The 15,647-nt window shown below is 48.7% G+C and carries 13 protein-coding genes and 3 tRNA genes; 7 read left to right on the top strand and 9 right to left on the bottom strand.

Annotated features, from left to right (window positions below):
• Positions 1–135 precede the first annotated feature (135 nt).
• From WC659_04500 to WC659_04475, 6 genes are all read left to right on the top strand, one after another.
• On the top strand, positions 136–993 hold the full coding sequence (locus WC659_04500) for a thioredoxin domain-containing protein (GenBank protein ID MFA4873167.1): 858 nt from the start codon (positions 136–138) through the stop codon (positions 991–993).
• A 12-nt stretch (positions 994–1,005) separates the two neighbouring features.
• Positions 1,006–2,511, top strand: a complete 1,506-nt coding sequence (locus WC659_04495; GenBank protein ID MFA4873166.1) for a hypothetical protein — start codon at positions 1,006–1,008, stop codon at positions 2,509–2,511.
• Positions 2,512–2,682: 171 nt separating this feature from the next.
• The gene (locus tag WC659_04490; GenBank protein ID MFA4873165.1) at positions 2,683–3,816 is read left to right on the top strand and encodes a pilin; all 1,134 of its coding nucleotides are present in this window, start codon (positions 2,683–2,685) and stop codon (positions 3,814–3,816) included.
• A gap of 258 nt (positions 3,817–4,074) precedes the next feature.
• Positions 4,075–4,332 (top strand): hypothetical protein, encoded by a 258-nt coding sequence (locus WC659_04485; protein ID MFA4873164.1) that lies wholly within the window; start codon positions 4,075–4,077, stop codon positions 4,330–4,332.
• Positions 4,322–4,537 carry a hypothetical protein gene (locus WC659_04480; protein ID MFA4873163.1) on the top strand — a complete coding sequence of 72 codons (216 nt, stop codon included), beginning with the start codon at positions 4,322–4,324 and terminating at the stop codon, positions 4,535–4,537. The genes WC659_04485 and WC659_04480 overlap by 11 nt, the downstream gene beginning before the upstream one ends.
• Entirely contained in the window at positions 4,530–5,141 is a 612-nt protein-coding gene (locus tag WC659_04475; GenBank protein MFA4873162.1) for a nucleotidyl transferase AbiEii/AbiGii toxin family protein, read from the top strand. The genes WC659_04480 and WC659_04475 overlap by 8 nt, the downstream gene beginning before the upstream one ends.
• A gap of 77 nt (positions 5,142–5,218) precedes the next feature.
• On the opposite strand, the gene WC659_04470 is transcribed toward WC659_04475, so the two are convergent.
• From WC659_04470 to WC659_04435, 8 genes are all read right to left on the bottom strand, one after another.
• The gene (locus WC659_04470; GenBank protein MFA4873161.1) at positions 5,219–7,942 is read right to left on the bottom strand and encodes a GxxExxY protein; all 2,724 of its coding nucleotides are present in this window, start codon (positions 7,940–7,942) and stop codon (positions 5,219–5,221) included.
• A gap of 287 nt (positions 7,943–8,229) precedes the next feature.
• Positions 8,230–8,301: transfer RNA gene (locus WC659_04465), tRNA-Arg, on the bottom strand.
• A gap of 156 nt (positions 8,302–8,457) precedes the next feature.
• Entirely contained in the window at positions 8,458–8,946 is a 489-nt protein-coding gene (locus WC659_04460) for a hypothetical protein (GenBank protein MFA4873160.1), read from the bottom strand.
• 433 nt (positions 8,947–9,379) lie between these two features.
• Positions 9,380–10,591 (bottom strand): serine hydrolase, encoded by a 1,212-nt coding sequence (locus WC659_04455; GenBank protein ID MFA4873159.1) that lies wholly within the window; start codon positions 10,589–10,591, stop codon positions 9,380–9,382.
• Between the two features lie 256 nt (positions 10,592–10,847).
• Complete coding sequence (locus WC659_04450; protein MFA4873158.1) at positions 10,848–11,108, bottom strand: GIY-YIG nuclease family protein; 261 nt, start codon at positions 11,106–11,108, stop codon at positions 10,848–10,850.
• 60 nt (positions 11,109–11,168) lie between these two features.
• Positions 11,169–11,256: transfer RNA gene (locus WC659_04445), tRNA-Ser, on the bottom strand.
• Between the two features lie 152 nt (positions 11,257–11,408).
• Positions 11,409–11,495 (bottom strand) — tRNA-Ser (locus WC659_04440).
• A 410-nt stretch (positions 11,496–11,905) separates the two neighbouring features.
• Positions 11,906–12,388, bottom strand: coding sequence for a ComF family protein (locus tag WC659_04435; GenBank protein MFA4873157.1), 483 nt, complete (start codon positions 12,386–12,388; stop codon positions 11,906–11,908).
• Between the two features lie 66 nt (positions 12,389–12,454).
• Between WC659_04435 and WC659_04430 the strand changes: the two genes are divergently transcribed.
• Positions 12,455–12,640, top strand: a complete 186-nt coding sequence (locus WC659_04430; GenBank protein MFA4873156.1) for a hypothetical protein — start codon at positions 12,455–12,457, stop codon at positions 12,638–12,640.
• Positions 12,641–12,701: 61 nt separating this feature from the next.
• Here the strand turns inward: WC659_04430 and WC659_04425 are convergent, their stop codons facing one another.
• Positions 12,702–15,200, bottom strand: a complete 2,499-nt coding sequence (locus WC659_04425) for an ATP-dependent Clp protease ATP-binding subunit (protein ID MFA4873155.1) — start codon at positions 15,198–15,200, stop codon at positions 12,702–12,704.
• Between the last annotated feature and the right edge of the window lie 447 nt (positions 15,201–15,647).

Here is a 15,647-nt window from a genome sequence, read left to right as displayed (position 1 = left end):
CCGGGTCAAGCCCGGGATGACATTAGTGCAGTTTTGTCATCCATTTGAGCTTTAAACTTTGTCCCGCACTTTGAATTATTTTATCTAAGGTATGCGGGATCCCGCCTGAGCGGTGAGGATTTGAGATTTAAAGTTATGAAAATACACCCGCGCACGCTCACTATTACGCTGTTCTCTCTCGCCGTCCTTGGTTTGGGAGCGCTTGCAGTTGGGAAGAGCGCGCTCGGGTTCATTGTGTCGTCTCAAGACGATCAACAAGAGAGAGTAGTCCAAAATCAAAATGTAGCGTCAGAGCTTGCCTCTGACAGTTTCGCGCAAGGCACCTTTAGCGACCCCCTCATCACGCTGGTTAAACCTTTAGCGCCTCTGCGCGAAGATACGCCGTTTGCGCCCACGGTATTGCCCACTGACCCGGTGTTGCCAGCAATATCCTCCCCCCTAGAAAGGGGGGAGATGCAAGAGGGGGGTGTCGAACCAGTCAATATCGTATTATTTTGCGACCATGTGGTTGAAGTGTGCCGCGATGCGGTGAAACAAATATCTGCGTATATCCGCGACGATCTGCGTGAATCTGCGTCTTATCTGCGACCATCTGCGCATCTGGTATGGAAAGATTTCCCGAATCCTTTAGATCCTGCCTCCCGCCCCGCCGCCCTTGCCGCCCGTTGCGCGCAAAATCAAGGTAAATTTTGGGAATTTATAGATAAATTGACCCGTGACGAAGTCATGAACGACGATCTGCGTGAATCTGCGTCTTATCTGCGAGCATCTGCGTCGAAGTATGGTATAATAGCATCAGAATTAGGGCTTAATCTTGAAGAATTCAACCGCTGTGTAGAAACCCGCGCGACCACTGATCTTGTGAATCAGGGCATGGATGAGGCGCAGGCGCTTGATATTGACGGGATACCTGCCCTGTTTATAAATTCTTACCGTTTGACGGGAGAGATTACGGAGAAAAAGATTGAGAGGTTAGTAGAGCTTGAATTTTAAAACCGTGGTATTATGTTATATTGCCGTTTAAGGATACAGAAGGTAATTCTCTCAATAATTTTCATAACAGGCATTGTTGGTATCCATTTTTTCCCCCTTGCTGCCAGCGCGCAGTGTTGCGTGTGCCAGCTTAATGATCCGCAAGCGGCTGAAAGTAATGCTCTATTAGGGCAAAACGTAAAGACAGATGATAAGGTTAAAAACATTTGTTTTAGCGGTCTCCAACCAGGTGAATGTGGGCAAACGTTGATTTATGAATCGTATACTGGAGCTAAGCAGAATATAGTAAGTGCAGGTTCCGTAAAAGGGGAGATAACCGTGAAAGGCGTTAAAACCCAGAATGGCTTATACTATGCGTGCAATTACCAAGATCCAGGCCAGTGCGCGTGTCCGGACGTGAAACAATCGGTGCAGGCGTTTGTTCCTTCCGGCGGCGGCGAATTGAAAGTGTATATTGAACCTAAACCGCGCGAAGCAATTAAATTTAAACCCCAAATATCTATTCCCGGCACGGATTTTGTCGCGGGGAGGAGCATTGACTTGAGCAGTAAAACAATTGGCGAGTACATTGCCGGCCTTTATTATTTCATCATCGCGTCCATAGGGCTTCTTGCGGTGATTGGCATCATGATCGGCGGGTTCCAGTACCTCATGGCAGGCGGGTCGCCTGAAAAAATCACGAGCGCGAAAAGCACCATCATGGGCGCCATCACCGGGCTCATCATCGCGCTTACCTCTTATCTGCTCTTTTACACCATCAACCCGCGTCTTGTGGAGTTTGATACCGCATTGAGCACTCTGGAAGACGTAAAATCGCAAGCGACTAATGTGAATATGAATTTCGGCCCGCAGGCGTGCACCAAGACAGAATCGTCGCCTAATTTTCTATCGATCGCGGACCCCACAGTATTCCCCAAGGCACCTATCCGCGTTGATAATAGCCAGGTGGAACAGCCGCCGCGGCTTATGTCTCAAGTGATAGCGAAACTTAATAATAAAAAGCTTGAAGATTGGCTTAAAGGAGAAAATAGTTGGAAAAGCTCGAATGTGAAATTCACGCTTGTCATCAATTCGGCGTACCGCTCCATGGCGAACCAGGCTGGCTTGCGAGGGTGCTATGATTACAGCGTACCTACCCCTCCCAGTTGTCCGTATAGTTGTACAGGTTGCAATAAAGCGGCAGTGCCTTCATGCGACGCGCCGCACCAGGCAGGGTATGCGGTAGACGTGTGCCTTGAAATATCAAGCGGCATTTTACCTTCAGGGGTAATTAATGACGCCGCATGCAATATGCTTACCAGAGCTTACACACCGCCTAGCGGCACCCCGCCCACGGGTCCCGTGGTCAAGGAGTTCCAAGCGAAGATGAATGAAGTGGGCTTAGATCGGTTTTGCGAAGAGTGGTGGCATTTTGAGTCAGGCCAGGATCTTGGAACCCATCAGTCATCGCATTGTCCGCCAGGCGTATATACGGTAGGTGGGCAAAATTCTGGAGATAATGAAGTTATCACCCCATGAGGCGGCTCTTTAGGATTTAATTTATCGTATCGGAATTTTCAGCCATGGGCTGATCTGCCTCTGGCACGACAATCTTTTTTACTAAGGAGATACCTCCCCATCCCCTTCCCGCGTCAAGCTCGGGACAGGCTCTTAGCAAGGAGGGGACTTGAGGGGCGGTTTCGTTAATTTATGCCTAGTTTAAGAAAACCAATACTTATCATCTTATTAATAATTGTTGGAGTGTTTAGTTACTCCGTTTTTTCTGCGCAGGCGTACAGCTTTTTTTCCAAAGAGGCAGTAGCTACTGACTGTTTTACATGCGGCGCATGTTCGCTGTGCGACCTTTTACTCATCGCAAGCAAAGGGGTGAGGTTTTTACTGTCGCTCTGTGGTGCTATTGCGCTTGCGTTGTTTATTTACGGGGGATTTAGCCTTCTTATGTCTCAAGGCAAGGCAGAAGAGGTGGAAAAAGGCAAAAAGATGGTAACCGGCACTGTGGTGGGGTTATTCATCATCCTGCTTGCCGCATGGGTATGGCCCAACTGGATTATTATTTCACTCAAAGGCATTCCAACCGAAGGCAAGCCTGCCACCATTTTCTCAAATGACGCGTGGTGGATCACGCCGTGCAGGGCGTATAAGGCGACGGAAAAGTGCGCAACTCCCGCTACGCTTTCGCCGCTCACCGGCACATCGGCTGATACGTGCGTTACGGTTGATGCTAATGGATCTCCTAATGGGTTTAAATCAACAGGGGAGCCGTGCAACGAGTGTCCTAATCCGCCCTGTGTGTGTTCTTTTGAGAAACAAGCGTGCTTGGATGGATGTAGGACTAATATCGAATGTAGATCTAAGAGAGATTCCTCGATTCCGGACGCACCTTTCTATAATTTCTGTTATAAAGAAATTGGAGATCTTGGGATTTGTGAATTAGTTGAACCAGGTGATCCTTGTGAGGTTAATGCGGAAGATCAGGGATGCCCGGAGTATCGAGATGACGGTCTTATGATACAGATGTATTGCGATGTGTCGGGCACGAGCCGAAGGTGCCATATTAAGCATGGAGAGGTCTGTAAGTACGGTACTAACGATTACACGTTATGGTGTCGTACCCCATTTGATAAATGTACAAGGAGCTATACAAATGTTCGATCCGGTGAAGAAGTATGGAAGTGTGAAAAGGACCCCAGTAGGGTATGCACGATTGATAGTGAATGTAATTATGGTGAGTGGTGCGGGAAGGAATTTTCAGGCCCTATTTATACCAGGTGTACTTCATCATTGTCAGGTTGCAGATGTTATCCTGAAACAGTATTTCGATAGACAGGAGTGCGTGATCAGCTTTACTCAAAATGCGCCGATTGCGCGAAGGCGGCGACATGGACGCAGATCAACGCTGATGTAACGCAGATTTACGCAGATAGAACTAACGTTGGTTCAGTCTTGCAGACTGAATCCGCAGAGTTGATCAGCCATTCGACCGTCTGCCTCTATCCTTGGATATTATGTGCATTACCGGCCTGTTCGGCGATAAAACCAATCGTTCAATCTGCAAGATTGAACGAACGGTGTAATTCAATTATGACGCTGCAAAATTATATAAAGAAAAAGCCATACCTGGTGTGGTCAACAAAGAACTATGACGGACTTTCAGACGCGACTATTCTGGAAGCGGTTTTGAATTACGGCGACTGGGACGATGTGCAGAAAGTTATTAAAATTTTGGGCATTAAAAAAGCGGCGCGGATTTTCAGGGAAAAGTCGCAACAGAAAAGGTGCAATTATTTGCCAAAATCAAAAAATTACTTCAGGCTTTATTTTAATAAATATGCCCAGTAATACAACTTCCCGTATGTTCTCCTGCGTCTATGTGTTGGAAAGCAAGAAGGATGACGAGAGGCACATTGAGTTTGCTCGTAACCTGAAGAAGCGATTGGAAGAACATAATAAAGGTTTTAATTTTTCAACAAAATTAAGATTAATAACTTATACTCGTCAAAATCGTGCGTTTGGCGCGGGAAGTTTATATACTGGGTATGCATAAAGAGATATTAACAATCGAGCAAATAAAACTGCTGCCTGTAGTGAAATATTTTTCGCGGGATTTTGATTTAGTTGGCGGTACTGCTGTGGCATTGCATATTGGACACAGACATTCTATTGATTTTGATCTTTTTACTGACAAGAGTTTCAATAACGCCGTTATAAAGAGAAAAGTAAGCCAACTCGCAAAGATAGATAAATTACTTTATGCTGAAACAGACCAATTTAATCTGATAGTCAATAAGGTAAAAATGACTTTTTTCAAGTATGATTTTAAGATAGATTACAATAAAAAATTTGATGATATTATTAAGATGCCTGATTTATTAACATTAGCTGCCATGAAAGCTTACGCTTTGGGCATGCGCGCCAAGTGGAAAGACTGCGTGGATCTTTATTTCATCATGAGGGATTATCATTCAATCGTGGAAATTATTAAAAAAACTAGACAGATTTTTGGAAGTGAATTTAATGAAAGAATGTTTCGAAATCAACTTGCTTATTTTGATGATGTTGATTACCGCGAAGAAGTTGTATATTTGTCTGGCTTTAAAGTTAATGACAACGAAGTTAAAAAGTCATTGATTGAGTTTAGTTTAAAGTAAAAATTATTTCAAACTTTTCTTTGATAAATACGCGGTAATAATTGGCGTTTATCTTCGATATGCGCGGAGCGCAGATGCTATTCAAAATGCACTGATTCCTCGAATACGGCGAGGCGGCGCTGGAGTAAGGGGTAGCGGGAAAGCGCGGGATCTTCTTGGAGGAGGCGGGCAACCGTCTCTTTTGATTGCTTAAGGATGATGACATCGGTAAGCTTGGCGATTTTTAAAGTGTCGAGGAAGCCGGATTGCTGGGTGCCGTACACTTCTCCCGGTCCGCGCATCTCTAGGTCAATTTCGGCGAGCGCAAAGCCGTCGCGGGAGGAGACCGCCGCGTGGAGGCGTTTCAACGCCTCCTCTTGTTCTGTTTCGGTCGCGAGCAAGCACCACGAGGAGTGGGTGCTCCTTCCCACCCGGCCGCGGAGCTGATGGAGTTGCGCCAGCCCAAACCGTTCTGCGCTTTCTATAAGGATTACCGTGGCATTCGGCACGTCAATGCCCACTTCGACCACTGGCGTGGATACCAGCACCTGGATACTTCCTTGTGCAAACGCGCCCATGATCTTGTCTTTTGACGCAGGCGTCATGCGGCCATGGAGCGCGGCGAGATTCACATGGGGGAAGTGTTCTCGTTTCAAGCGCTCTGCTTCCTCTTTCACCGATTTCACGCCTAAGGCATCGGAAGGATCAATGAGCGGGCAAATGATAAATGCTTGATGACCGGATGAGAGCTCTTGCTTGATGAGATTATACGCGTCTTGCCGTTGTTCAGGCGGGATGATTTTAGTGGTAATCGGCGCGCGGCCTTTGGGCAGCTCATTGATGATTGACAAATCTAGGTCCGCGTAGGCGACCAGCGCAAGCGAACGGGGAATGGGAGTGGCGGTCATGGACAACAGATGCGGCACATACGCAGATTCACGCAGATGAGACGCAGATGGTCGCAGATCACTTGATGCAGACATGTGCTGATTAATCACAGATGCATGCTGATTTGGTGACGGTTGGGGCGTTTTATCTCTCGCGGTGTCGTAGATTATTCTTCTGATATCCAGTTTATCGTTGCCAAAATTGATGAGTAACGCAACTTTGTAATTTGAACCTTTGAGGTAACTCCAGAGTTGCTTTTCTTCAATTTTACCAATAAAAGGTAGTGCTTTAAGTTCTACGATAACCTTTTGGTCAATAATAAAATCAGGCTTAAAGCTGCCCACGCGCGTATCGTGGAATGAGACATTAATTGATTTTTCTCGCTCATATAAGAGCCTTTTTTGTTTTAATGATTCTTCAAGTGCTTTTTGGTACACATTTTCTTTCAAACCGAGGCCTAAGCTATTTGCCACTTCAAATGCTGCTCCTCTTATTTGATATGTCAATTCCTTATATAGAAAGTCATCAGCATCTGCGTCTATCTGCGTTTTTATCTGCGCTGATCTGCGCAGGAGCGCAGCTCTCTGGTTGACGCCGAAACGGTGCTGTTCATCGACGATGACCAGTGCCAGTTTTTGAAATTGGATATGTTCAGAAAGTAAAGCATGTGTGCCAATCGAAATGTCGACTCTCCCTTTTCTTAACAGTACTGCAAGCTCCTGCTTAGAAATTTTTTTATACCCTCTCTCATTTTGAACTTTGGGTTTTGTCCCGCCCCTTGAATCTGATTCTCTAAGGTATGCGGGATCCCGCTGAGGCGGGAAACTTTGAATTTTATTCACCCTGATATCCCCCTGCGTGATGAGCGCGATGGTGAAGACCCCCCCGTTCCCCCCCTTCGTAAGGGGGGGACATAGGGGGGTGTCGGAAAAAAGACGGCAAAACGTCGCGAACTGCTGTGCCGCGAGTATGGCGGTGGGCGCAAGATAGGCGACCTGATGGCCGCTCGCAATCACATTTAAGGCGGCAATGGCGGCGGCCACGGTCTTTCCCGATCCCACATCGCCCTCCAGGAGGCGGTTCATCGGCTTGCCCTTCCCGAGGTCTTTAATAATTTCCCAGGCGGCTTTTCTCTGTGCGGTGGTGAGCTTGAAAGGGAGACGGGCAACGAATGTGCGCGTAAGAGTCTCATGGAACGGAATGGGGGTACTTTTAAGCGCAGTAAGCTCCTGTCGGGCAAGCGCGCTGCGCAGTTGTAAAAGGAATAATTCGTCGAATTTCAGCCGCGTTTGCGCCGCACTCAAAGCCGCCCACGTGGACGGGAAATGGATGGCGCGGATCGCGCGATCAAGAGGGATGATTTTGGCGCCTGACGCTATCCACGAGGGAAGCGGATCAGGGATGGAGGGGATATTTTGAAGAGAAACTGCCATAAGCGAGCGGATCTGTTTTTGGCTTATGGTGTTCGTCGCATGATAAATCGGGATAATACGCGCGGTATGCATTGGGGCGTGAGTTGTGTTTTTTTCCCATACGGGATGGGTGAGTTGGAGCGCGTCTTTTGAGCGGTCAATTTTTCCGGAAAGCAGAAGCGCGGTGCCCGGGGTAAGGGTTTTAATAAGGTATGACGCGTTGAACCATACCGCGCGAATGTGATCGCCGTTCTGGTCCTCAAGGAGCGCTTCAATGAGCGGTTTTATCTTCCATCGCCCGGGACGGAATGAAATAGTTTTTACCGTCGCGCTCACCGTGGCTTGCATGCCGGGGATGAGATTTTTGATAGGCAGAACTCGAGACCAGTCCTCGTAGCGGAAGGGATAGTGAAAGAGCAGATCCTCGATGCTCATAATGCCGAGGCTCTTCAAACGGGAGCTCAGCCGTTTTCCCATGGGCCCGAGTTCTGCAAGAGAATCAGAAAGAGAAAGGGTATTCATGTTATCAGTATGCGGCGGTTGGATGAAATTATCAACTATACTCAACTGCTACTCCATTTTCGATTTCCCCGTCGTCATTCCCGCGAAAGCGGGAATCCAGAGAAGAAAATAAAAACCGACACCACGAACGTTTTTGCGTATTTTTGTTTCTGGATTCCTGATTAAATCAGGAATGACAAATTCGATTAGTCAGGCATTTTAGTATAAAAATAAAAACCCCCTACCTAGGGTTTCTATCATTATAAGGCCAATCGTTGTCCTTGCAGGGAATTTCACCCCGCACTTTTTGCGCCCGGCAGGAATTGAACCTGCATTACAAGATCCGCAATCTTGTGTCCTATCCATTGAACGACGGGCGCACATGATAAAATTTTCAATTTCCAATTCTCAATTTACAATTAATGCTCCAATGATTCAATTTTCAAACATTGAAATATTGATGCATTGAGAATTATTTGAAAATTGTCTCCCTTCGGGAGATCTCTCGTAGGGGGAGAAATTGAGCATTGAAAATTTCACAATTTGAACATCCTTCCCACTGCATCTGAAAACGATTCATTTTCTTGCTCCAGGTCTTCTTCCGCATAAGGGTTGAGCGCTTCGCGGATGTGGAGGGGATTTTGCTCGGCAATGGGGATCTTCAGGGTGGGGCGCAGCCCTTTGAAGGTGAAGTAAAGTGTTTTTACCTCTGGCGGTTCGTAGATCATCCAGAATGACTTAATATCTTTCCAAGGCAGCGCTTTCCCGGCAAGGCTGATGCCGTCCTCAGTGATGGCAAAATCAATAGTGAGGGGATGGCGGAAGTGCTGGAGGGCGATGATGAGCGATATGAATATAATGATGCTGGCGAACAAATAATTGCCTGTGAGGAGCGCATATGCGAAGAGCGCACCGCCGATGAGTACCGCAATGATGAACCATCCTGCGGTTCTCTCATGTTTCGGGTACTCCGGGAAGGACCACGTGAGGGGATAAGAGAATGGCGCGGGGTTGTCATTTACCATAAGGCTGCGTGTTTATTAAATAATGATCGTTATTTTCCAAAACTCATTACATCGGAATTTCAATCACATCACAGAGACCTTCCCTCACGTCCCCTCCTTACTAAGAGCCTGTCCCGAGCTTGACGCGGGAAGGGGATGGGGTGGTTTCCTTAATTCACTGTAGTAGATTTTTACCCAGGCGGCAAGTTTTCTTCATTCGTTAGCTGTCCAGGGCGCCACCGCAGGGTATGTAAAAAGAGGATTATAAGGTGAGACTGTAGAACAATACTTTTGAGAATGCTTTTTCAAGAAAACGAGTCGTTTAAATCGTGTAATAAGGGCTTAAAATTTCCGAAGGTCGAAAAATAGCTACCATCGTTTGAGTTCTTCTACTGTCTCAAGGTGCAAGGGCGCGGTGGGATATCTTGCGGCCGCAGTCGTCTTAAACGGTTTGTCATTCGCGGCTGAGCAGCTTGTTCAGTATGCCGTTTCTCTCGCTCATGCTCCGCGCATGCATGATCACGACAATATCGCCGTCCTTCATCAACGCCACGCAGCGCTGGGCTTCGATGAGAAATCCGACTTTTACTGCGTCAGGATGGTAGGGCTTCAGCGTGGTATTGCGGTCAGTGACAAACAATGAACGGTACGGCGGCTGCTGCATGGTAATGGTATGCGCATCTTGCCGCGCGGCCGCAAAGATTTCCGGCGCGAGAAACGCCTCTTGCGCAATGAGCGCCATTTCATAGGGCGTCGTGACGGTATGCGCGTCGAGCCCCGCCGGATCAAAGAAGCGGGTGCGCGTCAATCCCATGGCTTTCGCGCGCGCGTTCATGGCGGCGATAAACTCCTCGCGCGTCATGCCGCTCGCATCCACCAAGGCAATCGCCGCCTGGTTGGAAGACGCCACCAGCATGGCGATAAACAGATCGTCGGCCTGCACCTGGTCTCCCGCTTCAAGTTCAATCTCGCTGGTGGTATCGTCGCCCACGAGCGCCTTGGGGAAGGCAAGGGCATCGGCGGTTAGGGTTAGCGTCCGGTGAAAATCAAAATCATGGTCGATAAGCACGAGTGCGGTCATGAGTTTCGTGAGCGAAGCAGGAGGGAGGATTTGGTTTTGGTGTTTTTCCGCGACAATGTCGCCTCCCGAGAGTTTCACATACGCCACGTCATCAAACGTAGTATCTTGCACGATCTGCACATCGTTCATTTCAATCTTCCGCAAGTCCTTGTCTTTTATCCCCAGCCCAAATTGGCGCATGAGCGCATACGCCGCATTTCCGTCTTGCAGGTAATAGCGCAGGCCATCTGAAGGGTTCACATACCACGCTTCTCCGCGCTTTTCCACCTGCAGGAGAATGCGCCCTGAGAGCCGGGCTGCCAATGTGCGATCCGCCGCCTGCCCGCGTGCAATGGGAATTTTTGCGAGATCGCGGTCCGTAATCCCCAGCCCGAATGAGCGCATAAGTTCAAACGCGGTTTCTCCGTCCTTGAGATAATACCGCGTCCCATCCGCCGGATTCACATACCATGCTCTGCCATAGCTCTCGACTTGCAGGAGAATGCGCCCGCGTAAGCGCTCCGCGAGCGTCTCTGCCGCTTCCGCGCGCGTTCCTGTGTCAAAAAAAGCCGCAAAAATAAAAAAGAAAAACATGAATTTTTTCATGTTTCCAGTATACCATATTCGATTCATCCGTATGTTTCTTCTTCATATGAGGTTATGTTCCCTCATTGGCGGATGCGCTTTATTTATTCAAGGCTACAGACTAGTGCCGTATCTCTTTGGTCTCCCATAGCGGGAAATACGCCTTTCAGCTTGAGTTTTAATAAAATCTGGAAGCGGATCACTATGGGACGTTAACGAGATACGGTACTAGCCTAGACGTAGCCTTGGCGAAGTCTGGCGGAGGGGGTGAGAGTGACTACGCTAAAGCTTCGTCAACTTGAAATTCAAAATGCCGTTTGGCAAAAGCTCTTCCAGATCCAGTCTTTAAATATTGTTCAAATTTTCTTGCAAGCGTTTCACTTGGGAATGCGAAATAACAATACAGATTCCACACCCTTCCTCTTGTTGATCTTGTTAATCCTTGTGCGTGTTCTTGAAGGCGTTCATTCAGATCATTCGACGAACCAACATAGAAATGATGTTTTTGTTTCTCTTTGAGTATGTAAGTATAAAACATATCACTTTATTTATTTTATTCAAGGCTTCAGGCTAGCCTAGACGTAGCCTTGGCGAAGTCTGGCGGAGGGGGTGAGATTCGAACTCACGGTACCTTGCGGTACTCCGGTTTTCAAGACCGGTGCACTAAACCGCTATGCGACCCCTCCATGTGTTTTAATTTTATAATTTTCAAATTCGGAGAGGGTGGCCCCGATATGCATCGGGGTAAAGATTCCGCTTCGCGCACATCGCCAAACCTTTCTCATTCCACACGCCACGCAAGCAGTTGCGGAACTCTTTCCTCATTCGTAAACTCATTCGGAGAGGGTGGGATTCGAACCCACGAGGGACTTGCATCCCTAACGCCTTAGCACGGCGCCGCTTTCGGCCACTCAGCCACCTCTCCATATAATTTGTTCGGGCGATGCCTCGCAATATAAAATTTGAGGTTTCGTGTCGCCCGGGCGTCTATGAACGCCCGCCGGATGTCTTTGACTGGCATTCAGCCATTTCTCCGCGTTAAAGAACCAGCAGGGAAAGGATACGAAATTATCTCACAATAATCAAGCCCAGATAATACAACATCCAAGAGGGAGGCATAAACTTATGAGTAGTAAATAATGATGAGATAGAAGGGTCTGGTAAGAACGTCGAGATGTACCTTCACGCCTCCCTCACCGATCGCCACACGTTATCTTCACACAAGATTGTGCACCAACACTACAAGTTCGCAACCATACAAGAGTACACTACCATCCGCGTCACGTGTGGCGTTGGATGTTGATATACTGGGCAAGTTTATTACAAAGTTAAGAATTAATTGTTTCCATGCGCATGGTATGCCACCGCCAGTCCCCAGATTTGTAAATGCGGCCACTGTTTCCGAAGGGCGGATGCCGCGGCATGCAGCGTCGCGCCGCTGGTGACCACGTCATCAATAAGAAACACGACCTGTTCCTGCAGAATGGCATCTTGCTGCGGTTCGAATGCGCCGTCAAGGTTGAGGAGCCGCTGTGCGCGGTTTAATTTCACCTGATCCTTAGTTGCGCGTGTGCGGATAAGGAGCTCTCGAAGGGGAAGCGAAAGCTCATGCGAGAGTGCCTTGCCGATCAAGCGTGCTTGGTTATAGCCGCGTTCCCTCTCGCGCTGTGGATGGAGAGGAATAGGGCAGAAGGCTGCGGAGACCGGGCGCTCTGATAAAGAGTAGTTTTCCGTGAGCGCGCGCGCAAGCAGACGCGCACAGGGTATGGCCGCTGATTTCAATCCGTGGTATTTCAATCCATAGAGCAAAAGTTCCATGGTTTTATGGGAAAGATTGGCAGCCAACAGGCAGCCTTCTAATCCCAGATTTTTTCTGCATTGGATATGCGCGCTTCCCGCCGTGGTGGGGCGCTGGCATACCGGGCAGGGGATTGGGTGGAGCAGAGGAAGAGACGCGGTGCACCGCGCGCACAGCCACGCGCCTACGCTCCCGCATTGGAAGCATTCGCGGGGCGTGATGAGGTTGAGGAGGGTATCAAAGAGAGAATTATATTTCGTATTGGAATTTAATTATTGAGACCTCCCCTTGTCCACTCCTTATAAAGGAAGGGAGGGGGGTGGTTTCCTTAGTTTACTTGGAGCTCACAAGCGCGATAGCGTCTTTTCGTACAGTAAGGCGGATCACCGAGCCGGTGCGCGCTTTACTGTTAAGCAAAAGATCGGTGAGCGCGTCCTCCACGTGTTGCCTTAAAACCCGTGAAATTTTTCTCGCGCCCTCGTTGGGACTCTGGGAAAGCTTCGTGATGAGATCGGCTGCTTTTTTATCCCATGTGAGCGTAATGGATTGTTTGGCGAGGCGCGCTTGGATTTGGCGGAGCTGCTGTTCGGCGATTGTTTTAAGCGATGCGGTGTTTAAAGGGCGGAAGACCATGATACGGTCGATGCGGTTTAAAAATTCGGCGCGAAACCGTTCATGCAGTTCGCCCAACACCCGCATTTTCGTTTCTTCATATACGGTTCCGCGTTTCGCGTCTGCAGACGAGAACCCAAGCGAGGCATTCGCGTTAAACAAGGAGAGCCCGATGTTCGAGGTCATGATGATAATAGTATTCCGGAAATTTACTCTTCGCCCGGTCGCATCGGTCAGAAAACCGTCATCAAGGATCGAGAGGAAGAGATTGAATATATCGGGGTGCGCTTTCTCTATTTCATCCAGGAGAATGACTGAATAGGGCTTGCGCCTGACGAGTTCGGTGAGTTTTCCGCCCTCCCTATACCCTACGTAGCCTGCGGGCGCGCCGATAAGTTTGGAGATATTGAAGCTTTCGCTGAATTCCGACATGTCGAATCTTATGAACGCTTCCGGATCGCGGAACACCACTTCCGCGAGCACTTTCGCGGTTTCCGTCTTCCCTACCCCAGAAGGCCCGAGGAAAATGAATGAACCCAAGGGGCGCTTGTCGCCGGATAAGCCGGCGCGCGAACGCCGGATAAAGTTTGCCACTTCATGGAGCGCTTCTTCCTGGCCAATAATCCGCTCAGTAAGGAGCGTTTCCAGATTTAACAGGTGGCCCCGCTCTTCCTCTTCAATCCGTCCCAAGGGGATTCCGGTAATGTCGGAAAGCACGTGGATAATATCTTCCCGGGTCACGTTACCGTAGCGCAAAGCGCTTGATTCGCGGTTTTGTTCATTTTTATGCAAATCTGCAATAGCTGCGGCAATGGCTCTTTCTTCTTCTTTTTTCTGGAGCGCAAGGGGAAAATTTTCCTTCTTCACCGCTTCCTCTTTTTCCTTCTTCACCGCCTCGAAGGCCGATTCTTTTGTCCGCAATTCGCGCAAATAGGGGTTTTCTGAACCGCTTATGCGTTTCATGGCGGATGCTTCGTCCACCAGGTCGATTGCCTTGTCCGGAAGGCGTTTTTCAGGCAGATATTGCGCGGAGAGGTGCGCGGCCGCCGTTAATGCGTCGTCTTCGACGCTCACATGGTGATGCGTTTCATAGGATGCCTTTACTCCTTTGAGAATTTCTACGGTTTCATCGACCGATGGCTCACTTACCTGCACCGCCTGGAAACGCCGCTCAAGGGCAGGATCGGTTTCAAGGTGCTGTTTGTACTCCTCATACGTCGTCGCGCCGATGCAGTGTATTTCCCCCCGCGCGAGCGCGGGTTTCAGGATATTCGCCGCATCGAGCGACCCGGAGGCCGACCCTGCGCCGATAATATTATGGATCTCGTCGATGAAAAGGATGATATTGGGATCGGCGCGCACTTCATCGAGCACTTGCTTGATGCGCGATTCAAACTCGCCGCGGTACATCGTGCCGGCGACCAGGAGGGTAAGGTCGAGGCTGTAAATGCGTTTGCGCAGAAGGAGATCTGGCACATTACCCTCCCAGATGCGTTTTGCCAGCCCTTCCACAATCGCTGTTTTTCCCACCCCGGGGTCGCCGAGGAGGATAGGATTATTTTTTGTCTTTCGGGAAAGGATTTGGATGATGCGGTTGATTTCTTTTGCGCGGCCTATGACGGGATCTAGGCGCACCTGCGCGGCAACGGAGGTCAGCTCATTGGCAAAAAAATCCAATGCAGGCGTTTTTGTTTTCGACGAATGGGTGCGGGTTTCATCTTCTTCGTCTTCCATTTCATCGCGGGAGATTGCCTGGGTGAGATCCGGGAAGCGCGAGGTGGATTTCATTACGAGCGCGACGTGTTTCTTGAGCGCAGGGATGGTAATCCGATGGTCTTGGAGCGCGCTCTCGACCACTGCGTCCCTGCTGTTGAGAAGGCCAAGAAGCAGATGTTCGGTGCCGATGTATTTGTGATGGTAGCGGGAAGCGGCCAGCACTGATTTTTTTATCACCGCCTTCACCGTATCGGTGATGGGAAGGGCAAAGACGGAGCTTGGCGCGCTTTTTATCTCCCCCTCAAGCGGCGGGAGGGGAGGAGGGGGAAGGCCTGCTTTTCGCAGGATTTCGTGCGCGAGCGATCCTGTTTCGCTTACCAAGCCCCACAAGAGGTGGATCGGTTCAATGTGGGGGGCCTTAGCATACATCGCAAAGCGGTAGGCATTGCTCACTACATGCTGATAGTGCGAGGTGAATTTATTGAGTATGGAGTTTTCTGTCATACATAGGTCTTATTATGATGTTTTATTAAAATTAGTCAATCCCTAAAAAAGTGACTGCTCACTCAGGTTCTTTCTCGCTCAGGAATACACAATTTTTCTGCGGACGCGACCCAACTACCCTCGCGCTTATACCTACCTGACTACAGGCATAAGTCCTCGAAAAATTGGTATTCCTTCGCTTCTAGATTTAGGTAAGTGAGGAGTTACCTAAAAAAATTAGGAGAATACACAATATAAGCGGTCTATAAATAAATATCGATTCTTCTGTAATACAAACCTTAAAAGGTTAAAACACAAAAATCATCAATCTTTTCGACATTTACGATATAGATCATTAGAAACTGTTACCGTAGAGGGGATTTAAAATTGGGATCGACCGCAGCGCTTTTGAGTATCGTACAGGATTTGTAATCGCTTTTCAACTTCACGTTTCAGCACGAGCGGATT

Source organism: Patescibacteria group bacterium, from assembly GCA_041645165.1.
GTDB lineage: Bacteria > Patescibacteriota > Patescibacteriia > 2-02-FULL-49-11 > 2-02-FULL-49-11 > 2-02-FULL-49-11.
This window is presented reverse-complemented; position numbering and strand designations above follow the sequence as displayed.

Coding starts and splice junctions, on each gene's coding strand:
- WC659_04500 (MFA4873167.1), top strand. CDS start 136: ATGAAAATACACCCGCGCACGCTCACTATTACGCTGTTCTCTCTCGCC.
- WC659_04495 (MFA4873166.1), top strand. CDS start 1,006: ATGTTATATTGCCGTTTAAGGATACAGAAGGTAATTCTCTCAATAATT.
- WC659_04490 (MFA4873165.1), top strand. CDS start 2,683: ATGCCTAGTTTAAGAAAACCAATACTTATCATCTTATTAATAATTGTT.
- WC659_04485 (MFA4873164.1), top strand. CDS start 4,075: ATGACGCTGCAAAATTATATAAAGAAAAAGCCATACCTGGTGTGGTCA.
- WC659_04480 (MFA4873163.1), top strand. CDS start 4,322: ATGCCCAGTAATACAACTTCCCGTATGTTCTCCTGCGTCTATGTGTTG.
- WC659_04475 (MFA4873162.1), top strand. CDS start 4,530: ATGCATAAAGAGATATTAACAATCGAGCAAATAAAACTGCTGCCTGTA.
- WC659_04470 (MFA4873161.1), bottom strand. CDS start 7,942: ATGAATACCCTTTCTCTTTCTGATTCTCTTGCAGAACTCGGGCCCATG.
- WC659_04460 (MFA4873160.1), bottom strand. CDS start 8,946: ATGGTAAATGACAACCCCGCGCCATTCTCTTATCCCCTCACGTGGTCC.
- WC659_04455 (MFA4873159.1), bottom strand. CDS start 10,591: ATGAAAAAATTCATGTTTTTCTTTTTTATTTTTGCGGCTTTTTTTGAC.
- WC659_04450 (MFA4873158.1), bottom strand. CDS start 11,108: ATGTTTTATACTTACATACTCAAAGAGAAACAAAAACATCATTTCTAT.
- WC659_04435 (MFA4873157.1), bottom strand. CDS start 12,388: ATGGAACTTTTGCTCTATGGATTGAAATACCACGGATTGAAATCAGCG.
- WC659_04430 (MFA4873156.1), top strand. CDS start 12,455: ATGCGCGCTTCCCGCCGTGGTGGGGCGCTGGCATACCGGGCAGGGGAT.
- WC659_04425 (MFA4873155.1), bottom strand. CDS start 15,200: ATGACAGAAAACTCCATACTCAATAAATTCACCTCGCACTATCAGCAT.